At 38.2% G+C, this 10214-nt stretch carries 9 protein-coding genes; all 9 read left to right on the top strand.

Features of this window, described 5'->3' with window-relative positions:
• Window positions 1-208: 208 nt before the first annotated feature.
• The 9 genes from mraZ (at window position 209) to ftsA (ending at window position 10194) form a co-directional block, all read left to right on the top strand.
• On the top strand, window positions 209-640 hold the full coding sequence (gene mraZ / locus FC65_RS01955; protein ID WP_010494692.1) for a division/cell wall cluster transcriptional repressor MraZ: 432 nt from the start codon (window positions 209-211) through the stop codon (window positions 638-640).
• A gap of 52 nt (window positions 641-692) precedes the next feature.
• Complete coding sequence (rsmH, locus tag FC65_RS01950) at window positions 693-1643, top strand: 16S rRNA (cytosine(1402)-N(4))-methyltransferase RsmH (protein ID WP_056971354.1); 951 nt, start codon at window positions 693-695, stop codon at window positions 1641-1643.
• A 29-nt stretch (window positions 1644-1672) separates the two neighbouring features.
• Entirely contained in the window at window positions 1673-2038 is a 366-nt protein-coding gene (gene ftsL / locus FC65_RS01945; RefSeq protein ID WP_010494687.1) for a cell division protein FtsL, read from the top strand.
• Window positions 2035-4191, top strand: coding sequence for a penicillin-binding transpeptidase domain-containing protein (locus FC65_RS01940; RefSeq protein WP_056971353.1), 2157 nt, complete (start codon window positions 2035-2037; stop codon window positions 4189-4191). The genes ftsL and FC65_RS01940 overlap by 4 nt, the downstream gene beginning before the upstream one ends.
• A gap of 28 nt (window positions 4192-4219) precedes the next feature.
• The gene (gene mraY / locus FC65_RS01935) at window positions 4220-5182 is read left to right on the top strand and encodes a phospho-N-acetylmuramoyl-pentapeptide-transferase (protein WP_056971352.1); all 963 of its coding nucleotides are present in this window, start codon (window positions 4220-4222) and stop codon (window positions 5180-5182) included.
• Window positions 5183-5313: 131 nt separating this feature from the next.
• Window positions 5314-6687, top strand: a complete 1374-nt coding sequence (gene murD, locus FC65_RS01930) for a UDP-N-acetylmuramoyl-L-alanine--D-glutamate ligase (RefSeq protein WP_056971351.1) — start codon at window positions 5314-5316, stop codon at window positions 6685-6687.
• 3 nt (window positions 6688-6690) lie between these two features.
• Window positions 6691-7785 (top strand): undecaprenyldiphospho-muramoylpentapeptide beta-N-acetylglucosaminyltransferase, encoded by a 1095-nt coding sequence (gene murG / locus FC65_RS01925; protein WP_056971350.1) that lies wholly within the window; start codon window positions 6691-6693, stop codon window positions 7783-7785.
• A gap of 83 nt (window positions 7786-7868) precedes the next feature.
• Window positions 7869-8726 (top strand): cell division protein FtsQ/DivIB, encoded by an 858-nt coding sequence (locus tag FC65_RS01920; RefSeq protein ID WP_056971349.1) that lies wholly within the window; start codon window positions 7869-7871, stop codon window positions 8724-8726.
• A gap of 115 nt (window positions 8727-8841) precedes the next feature.
• Window positions 8842-10194, top strand: coding sequence for a cell division protein FtsA (ftsA, locus tag FC65_RS01915; protein WP_056971348.1), 1353 nt, complete (start codon window positions 8842-8844; stop codon window positions 10192-10194).
• The last annotated feature ends 20 nt before the right edge of the window (window positions 10195-10214 follow it).

The raw sequence follows: 10214 nt of genomic DNA, 5'->3' as shown, positions 1-10214 counted from the left end.
AAGCTATCAACAGGAAAAAGTATAGAACCTTTAAATATGGCGGCTATTTTTTTATGCTCTTTTCGCACCATATGGGAACGTTAGTTTGAATATGCAAATTCCTAGTCTATCAACGTTTTTTTAGTGGGTTTTTCGTGTCATTTAGTGGTTAAAAGTGGGGATATGTGGTAACATTTAAATTAACAAGTTAATTAGGGGGGTGACGCCAATGTTCATGGGAGAATACAGACATTCGATAGACACTAAAGGACGTTTGATCATTCCTGCTAAGTTCAGAGATGGATTAGCGGGTAAATGTGTTTTAACTCGTGGTCTGGACGGCTGTTTATTTGGCTATCCCATGGAAGAATGGCAGATCCTCGAAGAAAAGCTAAAGCAGCTTCCTTTAACTAAAAGAGATGCACGTGCTTTTGTACGTTTCTTTTATTCCGCTGCTACGGAAAGCGAGTTCGATAAGCAGGGTAGGGTCAATATTCCCCAATCTTTACGAACTCATGCTGGTGTGGATAAAAAATGTGTGATCGTTGGTGTGTCGAATCGTTTTGAAATTTGGTCAGAAGATCGTTGGCAAGAATTTTCAGATTCGGCAGAAGAAAATTTTGATGATATTGCAGAAAATATGATCGATTTTGGTTTGTAACCTATTTTAGTGGTCAAAAATTATTAACCACGTGATATTGCGAGGAGTTATTATGGCAGAGTTTAAACATGAAACAGTCCTTTTAAATGAGGCAATTGAAAATTTAGATGTTAAACGGGACGGCTATTATGTTGACTGTACCTTGGGTGGTGGTGGCCATTCTCGTCGTTTGTTATCCGAACTTGGTCCAAACGGAAAACTTTTTTCCTTTGATCAAGACGAAACGGCAATTGAATATAATCAGAAAAACTTAGCCACTTATATTCACAGCGGTCAGCTGGTTTTAATTCAAAAAAATTTTCGTGAGTTAAATCAGTCGTTAAAACAGCAGGATATCACCGGTGTTAATGGTCTAGTATATGACCTAGGTGTTTCTTCACCGCAATTTGATGTTGCGTCCCGAGGGTTTAGTTATCGGAAAGATGCTCCTCTAGATATGCGTATGAATCAAGGCCAGCCATTGACCGCTGCTAAGATCATCAACGAGTGGTCTTATCAAGAGTTAGTCAGGATCTTTTTTCGGTATGGCGAGGAAAAATATGCAAAGTCGATTGCTCGTCGTATTGAAGCTGATCGTAATGAACAACGAATAGAAACAACCGGTCAATTAGTGGAGCTGATCAAGCAAGGTATTCCAGCTAAGGCACGCAGACATGGCGGTCACCCTGCTAAAAAGGTCTTTCAAGCGTTACGAATTGCCGTAAACGATGAACTTGGTGCATTGGAGGAATCTTTGGAACAGGCGTTAGATCTGCTGCTTCCTGGCGGAAGAATAAGCGTGATCACCTTCCAATCTCTGGAAGACCGTTTAGTTAAAGGTTTGTTCAAAGAAAAAGCCAGTGTCCCTGATTTACCACCCGGCTTGCCAGTTATTCCCAGCGGAATGCAGCCGGATTTTAAGTTAGTTACGAAAAAACCAATCGTTCCATCAAAAGAAGAGCTTGAAAGAAATCATCGTGCGCACTCTGCGAAATTACGCGTAATCGAAAAAATAGACAAATAATTAATAATTACTTGAAGGATGTGATTTAAATGGCACAGAATACAGCAAGACAAATAATGACAGATCCAGTTTCGCAACCTGTACATACAAAACAAAATAAAAACGAACAGCAGTCGAAAAAAGCATTTTATTTAAAAATTGAAAAAATTATGGTAGTATTAATTTCTGCTTGGGTCAGTATTCTAGCCTGTTTTGTAGTAGCGTCTGCAATAAATCTTAATTCTTCTCAGGTTGACCTGCAGAAGGTCAACTCACAAATTTCAGCGATACAATCAAAAAATGCGAATACCAAGCAAGAAGTAGTAGAGTTAACAAGCCGTTCACGCCTTGATGCGTTCGCAAAAAAGGCCGGTTTGTCAATGAATGAACAAAATACAAGGAATGTTTCAAAATGAATAATAAACAAAAGCAATCGGTGAATGAGAAAGGCATAAAATATAACCGCAAGTACTTGGGGAGACTTATTTTCTTTGTGGTTATTGCGATTTTTATCCTTTTCACTGGGCGCTTTTTTTATGTCTCAGTGTTTCACAAGGCCGATGGACAAAACTTGCAAAAAAAAGTTGCTAAGTTATATGACGCTGAAACAAGACAACCTGCAAAACGTGGAACGATTTATGATTCTAATGCCCAGCCGATAGCTGAAGACACGACCACTTATTCAATTTATATTGTCTTGTCTAAAAAAGCTACATACAATGGTAAGATCAATTATCTGCCTGATTCGAAAAAACGTCAGGCAGCGTCTATTTTAAGCAAAAACTTGCATATCGATTATAAAAAGGTTTGGAATATCCTTAATCCTCAGAATAAAGACTTGTATCAAGTTGAACTTGGCAACTCTGGCAAAAATATTTCTTTAGAAACTAAAAAAGCTATTTCCAGTGCTAAGATCCCTGGGATCAAGTTTATTCCTTCGCAGTCCCGCTTGTATCCAAATGGAAATTTTGCTTCTCATTTGATCGGTTTGGCTGAAAATACCGATGGACGTTTAGTTGGTGTAATGGGGCTTGAAAAGCAGTTTGAACGACGTTTGAAAGGTAAAGACGGGGTTAAAGAGTCCTCGTTTGATAGTCAAGGGACCGATATTCCCGGCCGTAATGGTAAGACGCGTAAAGTTAAAAACGGCGACAATATTTATACTACTATCGATCAACGTTTACAAAATTATTTGGAAAGCCTAACTGATCAAGCACAAAATAGGTATCACCCGCAAGGGATACGGGTCATGTTGATGAACGCTAAATCTGGTGATATTATTGCTGCTACACAGCGACCGACTTTTAACCCACAGACAAGAGAAGGCATTAATGACATTTGGCGCAACACTTTGCTGGCAGACGCTTATGAGCCTGGCTCAACTATGAAAATATTTACTACAGCGGCGGCCATCAACAGCGGCAACTTTAATGGTGATGCTTCTTACCAATCTGGAAGTTATGAAGTTGATAAGCAAAAAATTTATGATTGGAATAGAGTTGGTTGGGGTACGATCAATTATCAACAAGCTTTTATTCGTTCCTCAAATGTGGGTATGGCTCATCTTGAACAGCAAATGGGTGCAAAAGAATGGTATAAATATTTGGAAAAATTTGGCTTTCTAAAAAGCACTGATTCTGGCTTAGGGGACGAGTCCACTGGATCGATCAGTTATAAATACCCGATCGACCAGGCCAATACGTCTTATGGACAAGGTATTGATGTGACTACTTTTCAAATGATGCAAGGTTTTTCGGCAATTGCCAACGGGGGAAAAATGGTCAAGCCACGATTAATATCGGAAATCAAAGATCCTAATACGAACAAGATAGTTTATAAATCACAGCCAACTGTAATTGGACATCCGATTAAAAAAGCAACTAGTCAACAGGTCCTTAATTTGATGCAACGAGTTGTGACTGATGAAAACGGAACAGGGCAAGATTATAAACTGAACAATTATTCTGTGGCAGTGAAAACAGGTACGGCAGAAATTGCTAATGAGAATGGCAGTGGTTATATGAACGGAGAAACTAATCATATATTCTCAGTAGCAGGAATAGCACCGGCCAATAATCCAAAATACATTTTGTATGTGACAATGGAACGTCCAAAAAGTTATGGTCAAGAAAAAACGGCGACTAAGGCACTTTCGACCATCTTTAATCCTTTAATGCAACGGACACTGGATGACGATACAAATGAATCACAAGTTGCAACCAAAAAGATCACTGATTTTAAAGGTTCCAATGTTGATACTGCTGTAGAAAAATTGCAAAAACAGGATTTAAAGGTTGAAGTGATCGGCAAGGGTGATAAAGTTAAGCAACAATCACAAGATCCTGGAGCTAAAGTTATTAAGGGAGAACGTGTTGTTTTGTTGACCAACGGGAATTTGACTATGCCGGATCTGACTGGCTGGTCGCAAGCAGATATTGTTAATTTCGGCCAAATGGTCGGTATAAATATCAAGTTGTCTGGCTCAGGTTATGGGATCAAACAAAGCGTGGCAGCTGGTCAAAATTTGACTGGCGTTAAATCACTGAAAGTTAATTTACAAGAACATTAAATATGAAAAATATAAAGGAGTTGCTTGAATGAATTTTTTAGCAATGTTAGGGACAGCCTTATGCAGCTTTATTCTCACAATTATTTTTATTCCATTTTTTATTAATTTTGCTCACAAGAAGAAAGCTGGGCAAATGATTCGTGAAGAAGGACCTAAATGGCATGAAAAAAAATCTGGGACGCCCACAATGGGAGGGTTAGTATTTGATGTAGCAATCGTTTTGACAGCTATCATTGTTCCTTTGATCATGAATGAGTTGAGTGTACAAGTACTGATTTTAGACTTTATTTTGGCTTTGTATGGATCGTTGGGCTTTTTTGACGATTCTATCAAGTTAATGAAGAAACAAAACGAAGGTCTCAAGGCTTGGCAAAAGTTATTAGGGCAAATCGTCGGTGGAGTTATCTTTTTGGTTGTTTATAAACTTGAAGGGCTGCCGTTTACGTTGAATGTTTTTGGATGGCATATGAATGTTGCATGGGTCTATGCATTGTTTGTATTATTTTGGTTGATCGGTTTTTCCAATGCGGTCAACTTAACGGATGGTATCGATGGTTTGGTAGCAGGACAAGCGATCATTGCTTTTGGAGCATATGGGATCATTGCACATGTGCAACACCAAAATGATGTACTGATTTTTTGCTTAGCGGTTATTGGTGCACTCTGCGGTTTCTTTTTGTTTAATAAAAAACCTGCTAAGATTTTTATGGGTGATATGGGCTCTTTAGCATTAGGAGGTGCACTTGGGGCTGTGTCGATCCTTGTTCAACATGAACTTTCGTTACTATTTATCGGATTGATTTTTGTGATAGAAACAGCCAGTGTTATTTTACAAGTTATTTCCTTTAAAACTACTGGTAAAAGGATCTTTAAGATGAGCCCCTTACACCATCACTTTGAATTAAGCGGGTGGAGTGATTGGAAGATCGATGTTGTTTTTTGGTCAACCGGTTTGATCATGGCTATTGTGTCATTATGGATCATTTTGTAGAATTTACTTAATTTAAAAAACAAAGTTTTTCACTGACTATATGTCGTAAAAAATCATAAAGATTTGACATAGCTATTCAGAATTATGAATTTTACGCCAGGAAAAATGAGCGAGACAAAGGAGTCAGAGAAATGAAAGCTATCAAAGATTATAAGAATAAGAATGTATTAGTTTTGGGGTTAGGGACCAGTGGCTCGAATGCTGCTATGCTATTACATAAGTTAGAAGCTAATGTGACTGTCAATGATAAAAAGGTCCCAACTGATTTAAGTTTGGTCAACAAACTAACTCAGCAAGGGATCAAAGTCGTTACAGGAAGTCACCCTTTGGAACTCTTAGAAAATTGCCAATTAATGGTTAAAAATCCTGGGATCCCATATAGTAATCCATTAGTAAAAAAAGCACTAGCGCAGCAGATACCAGTGATCACTGAACCTGAATTGGCTTATGAAGTTTCAGATGCTCCGCTTTTAGGCGTAACCGGCACAAATGGAAAAACAACTACTACAACTTTGATCTCCTTGATGTTAAAGAAATTCTCGCGTTTTCAAAACGTGTATTCTGCAGGAAACATTGGCACTTCAGTTTCAATGGTTGCCCAGGAAGCTAAAAAGAATGACGTGATCGTGACTGAATTGTCAAGTTTTCAACTCAACAGTATTACAAAATTTCATCCACATATTGCGGTATTAACTAATATTTATGAAGCTCATACAGATTTTCATGGTACACATGAAAAGTATATACAGGCTAAACTTAATATTACTAAGAATCAGACACCAGCGGATTATTTTATTGTTAATTGGGATAATGAAGAAGCTCGACAAGCTAGTTCAGTTTCAAAAGCAACTATTGTGCCATTTTCTGCAGCAGGGACAACTCAAGCTGGGTCATATTTGCATAAGGGACAACTTTATTATAAAAATGAAAAAATCATTTCTGCTGCTGAAATTAAGATCCCGGGTGAGCATAACGTAGAAAATGCCTTGGCAGCAATTGCCGTTGCTAAACTTTTAGGACAGAGTAATGAACATATTGTAGAAGTACTGAAGACATTTTCTGGTGTCAAACATCGCACACAATACTTAACCTCTTTCAAAAATCGGCTCTTTTACAATGATTCCAAAGCAACCAATATAGAAGCCACTGAGAAGGCACTCGCTAGTTTTGAAAAACTGGTCGTTTTATTAGCCGGTGGTTTAGATCGCGGCTTATCGTTCGAACCTTTAATAGAACCGTTAAAAAAGCATGTTCATGCTCTAGTTGTTTTTGGGGAAACAGCACAACAATTAGCAGCTGTTGGCAAAAGGGCCGGTATCGAACAAATAGCTTTTGCAAAAGATGCTGCAGTTGCTGTTCCTCAGGCCTTTAAGTTAAGTGAACCGGGTGATGTGATCTTATTATCACCTGCTTGTGCAAGTTGGGATCAGTGGCCAACCTTTGAAGTACGTGGTGATAAATACATTGAGGCAGTTGAGAAACTGATCAAGCAGATGGAGGTTTAAAGTATGCGATTATTGATATCTGGTGGTGGAACGGGCGGACATATCTATCCGGCTTTAGCATTGATCGAGGCACTGAAAAAAAGAGAACCAGATGCTGAAATTTTGTATGTCGGTACAAAAAAAGGACTTGAAAGTAAAATAGTTCCAGATTCAGGAATTCCATTTGAAACAATTCAAATTCAAGGCTTTAAACGTTCCTTGAGTTTTGAAAATTTTAAGACGGTTTATCTTTTCTTAAAGAGTGTGAGAGATTCCAAGAAAATTATTCGAAATTTTAAACCGGATGTTGTTGTGGGAACTGGTGGCTATGTTTGTGGTTCAGTCGTGTACGCTGCAGCAAAACTTGGTGTACCAACTTTGATCCATGAACAAAATAGCGTTTCTGGTGTAACCAATAAGTTTTTGAGCCGTTATGTTGATAAAATCGGGATTTGTTTTCCAGATGTCAAAAAAGATTTTCCGGCTGAAAAGGTAGTTTTTACGGGTAATCCTCGCGCACAACAAGTTGTCGGGATCAAACCTAATAAAAAATTAGAAAAATATGGTTTAAATGCTGAACGACCAACTTTATTGATTTTCGGCGGTTCTCGCGGAGCAGAAAAAATTAATCAAACTGCGCTAGCAGCTGCCCAAATGTTTAAAGAAAGTAAATATCAGGTCCTTTTTGTTACTGGGCGGGTGCATTATGATAAACTAATGCAACAAACTGAGGCGAAAAACGTACCAAGTAACTTTGTTATTCAACCTTATATTTCTGATATGCCACAAATTTTACCTGATATAGATGCAATTCTCGGTCGCGCTGGTGCAACTAGTTTGGCGGAAATTACGGCGATCGGGATCCCGAGCATCTTAGTGCCTAGTCCGTATGTGACAAATGATCATCAAACTAAAAATGCTTTGAGTTTAGTCAATCAAAAAGCCGCTAAGTTATTAAAAGAACAGGATCTGACCCCAGAAGCGTTATTTAAAGAGATCGATGAATTGATGGGTGATGATAATTTACGTTTGACAATGGCCGAGAATGCTAAAAAAGCAGGTGTTCCAGATGCTGCAGATAAATTATTAGGGGTTTTAGATAACATTAAGAGAGTGTAAATTCTTTTTGTGTCGATCATTTTGATGGTGCTATGGTTTATAGTTACGCCAAATTTTTTGTTGATGGGAGGGGGCAGAGGGTCATGGTCTTTAAATGGCAAAAAAATAAAAAGATAAAACGTTCTTCTGCCCCTCTGACCCCATGGGAACAAGAACAAAAACGACGACAGGAGCGTTTGAAAGCCAAAAAAAAGAAAATAGAACTTCGACCTGAGTACGATAGAAATTTACCGAAGATGAAAAAAAAGCGTACTCAACGTCTAAAAAAACATGAAAAAGTTTTATTGTCTGTTTTTCTAACACTCACGCTGATCACTTTTTATTTTATATTACCTTTCAGCAGAGTGATGTCTGTCAAAATCGATAGTTCCTATCCGGAAAGCAAGAATGAAATTTTAGAAGCATCCGATCTGAGGTATTATGAATCATTGTTTGGTGTTTGGCCACGAACTGAACAGATCAGTCAAAAAATCAAAAAAAATGTGTCATCAGTTAAATCTGTTGATATTTCGTATAAAGGTAGTAAGATAACCATCAAAGCTCAAGAGTATCCAATGGTCGGATACCTGAAGAAAGGTTCTGCCTATTATCGGATCACGTCAGTTGGTTCAGTGTCCTCAGAAAAACTAAAAAGGATCACAGGAAAATACCCGGTCTTTTATTCTTTTGACTCAAAAAAACCATTGGTCCAAACAGCGCAACAGTTCAGCAAACTTTCACCTGAAATTAGACAAAGCATTTCAGAAATACATGCGGCACCGACCAAAGTCGATCCGCAGAGGATCAAACTGTACATGAATGATGGAAATCAGGTAATTGCTAAATCAATAACTCTTAAGAAGAAAATGAAATATTATCCAAATATTTCTGCAAATATGGATAGTCCAGGAATTGTTGATTTAGAAGTAGGTGCATTTTCGTATCCGTATGGTAAAAAGTGAGAAAATTTGTTGATTTGTCCGCAGAATCATGGTAGTTAAAACCGTTTCTATGGTAGAATTTCCTTAATAAGCTTTTTGTGATATAAAATATTAAAAATAACTAGGGGGCTGAATGATGAATAATTCTGATATATTCGTCGGACTAGACATTGGGACTACATCTATCAAGGTTATCATAGCAGAGTTTGTAAAAAATCAGCTCAACATTATCGGATATGGAAATACGGGTTCAGTTGGCTTAAATCGTGGTGTAATAGTTGACATTGACCAGGTAGTAGCTTCAATTAAAGATGCAGTAAAACAAGCCGAACAACGAGCAAATATTGACATTTCGGATGTCACTGTTGGAATTCCGGCAAATATGCTACAAATTGAGCAATGCCGTGGTATGATCGCTGTTAGTGAAGAAGATGGCAGTGCTAAAGAAATTACGGAAGATGATGTTCGTAAGGTTACACAAGCAGCTTTAGTACAAAGTTTGCCGCCTGAACGAAGTGTGATCGATGTTGTTCCTGATGAATTTACTGTTGATGGATTTGATGGGATCAAAGATCCTCGTGGAATGGTCGGAGTTCGGATGGAAATGCAAGGGGTCATGTATACGGGGCCAAAGACGATTTTACATAACACAAAGAAATGTGTTGAACGGGCTGGCTTGACCGTTTCTGATATTGTTGTGGCACCAATTGCTTTATCGCAAGTTGCTCTAAATGACGGTGAACAGGATTTTGGAGCTATCGTAGTTGACTTAGGCGGCGGGAAAACAACTGCAGCCGTAGTCCATGATCATAAATTGAAGTATACATATCTTGACCAGGAAGGTGGAGATTATGTGACTCGGGACATTTCAGTCGTTTTGAATACTTCAATTGAAAATGCAGAAATGTTAAAAAGAAATTATGGTTATGCCATGTCTTCTTTAGCTTCCGAGGAAGAGTCATTTCCTGTACAAGTTGTTGGTCGTCAAGAATCAGAAAAAGTTACCGAACAATATTTGTCGGAGATCATTGAGGCTCGTTTAAGGCAAATTTTTGAAAAGTTGGCAACTGCACTTGAACAGATCAATGCTTTTCAATTACCAGGCGGGGTCGTTTTGACAGGTGGTATGGCCGCATTACCTGGAATTGCTGAACTTGCCGAAGAGATTTTTCAAGTTCAAGTTAGAGTATATATTCCTCAAGAAATCAATTTACGGATCCCTTCTTTTACTCAAGTGATCGGTTTGGTAGAATATGCTACCAAACAAAGTGAGATCGATTTGATAGTTAAACAAACGCTGGGTTCTGCTAAGGCAAAACGACAAAATCTAGATAATCAACAAAAAGGCAATTCTCGACCAGAGCAAAAGCCAGTAAAAAAACCAAAGAAAAATAACCATGCTGATGAACCAAAGAAAAATCAGACTTCCGGCGAGGAAAATGGATTTGGTTATAAGTTCAAACATATGTTTGACAACTTCTTTGACTAAACTCGACTTTAATAGGAGGG

This window comes from Ligilactobacillus acidipiscis DSM 15836 (assembly GCF_001435755.1).
GTDB lineage: Bacteria > Bacillota > Bacilli > Lactobacillales > Lactobacillaceae > Ligilactobacillus > Ligilactobacillus acidipiscis.
The sequence above is the reverse complement of the archived record's forward strand: the minus strand, read 5'-3'. Positions and strand labels throughout refer to the sequence as shown.

Bases quoted from the DNA above. Each gene is read 5' to 3' on its own strand.
- ftsL (WP_010494687.1), top strand. From the start codon at position 1,673: ATGGCACAGAATACAGCAAGACAAATAATGACAGATCCAGTTTCGCAA.
- murG (WP_056971350.1), top strand. From the start codon at position 6,691: ATGCGATTATTGATATCTGGTGGTGGAACGGGCGGACATATCTATCCG.
- FC65_RS01920 (WP_056971349.1), top strand. From the start codon at position 7,869: ATGGTCTTTAAATGGCAAAAAAATAAAAAGATAAAACGTTCTTCTGCC.
- rsmH (WP_056971354.1), top strand. From the start codon at position 693: ATGGCAGAGTTTAAACATGAAACAGTCCTTTTAAATGAGGCAATTGAA.
- mraY (WP_056971352.1), top strand. From the start codon at position 4,220: ATGAATTTTTTAGCAATGTTAGGGACAGCCTTATGCAGCTTTATTCTC.
- ftsA (WP_056971348.1), top strand. From the start codon at position 8,842: ATGAATAATTCTGATATATTCGTCGGACTAGACATTGGGACTACATCT.
- FC65_RS01940 (WP_056971353.1), top strand. From the start codon at position 2,035: ATGAATAATAAACAAAAGCAATCGGTGAATGAGAAAGGCATAAAATAT.
- mraZ (WP_010494692.1), top strand. From the start codon at position 209: ATGTTCATGGGAGAATACAGACATTCGATAGACACTAAAGGACGTTTG.
- murD (WP_056971351.1), top strand. From the start codon at position 5,314: ATGAAAGCTATCAAAGATTATAAGAATAAGAATGTATTAGTTTTGGGG.